We start from the raw sequence: 258 nt of genomic DNA on the forward strand, positions 1-258 counted from the left end.
GCGACATTTAGTTATTGGGTAGTAAAGTTTAAGGGTGAAACAGAGCAAGAAGGCTCAAGTAACTTTATAGCAATAAGTAAAACATCAAAAACAGAAGGTAAAGAATATGAAATCGTGTATCCTAATGGAGTGAAGTTACGTTTAGAAACGAAAGATTTGGGTGAACTCTATTCATTAGTAAACCTTGTGTAATGTTTAGTCTGAGTAGTAGCCATCAATTCTACTTGTATAAATCAGCTTGTGATATGCGCAAGAGTT

At 34.1% G+C, this 258-nt stretch carries 1 protein-coding gene; it reads left to right on the forward strand.

Annotated features, from left to right (window positions below; genetic code table 11):
• Positions 1 to 192: IS66 family insertion sequence element accessory protein TnpA (gene tnpA / locus GOQ24_RS15555; protein WP_160340097.1), on the forward strand; the 192-nt coding region annotated here is incomplete at its 5' end.
• Between the last annotated feature and the right edge of the window lie 66 nt (positions 193 to 258).

Source organism: Myroides sp. LoEW2-1, assembly GCF_009767705.1.
Taxonomy (GTDB): domain Bacteria; phylum Bacteroidota; class Bacteroidia; order Flavobacteriales; family Flavobacteriaceae; genus Flavobacterium; species Flavobacterium album_A.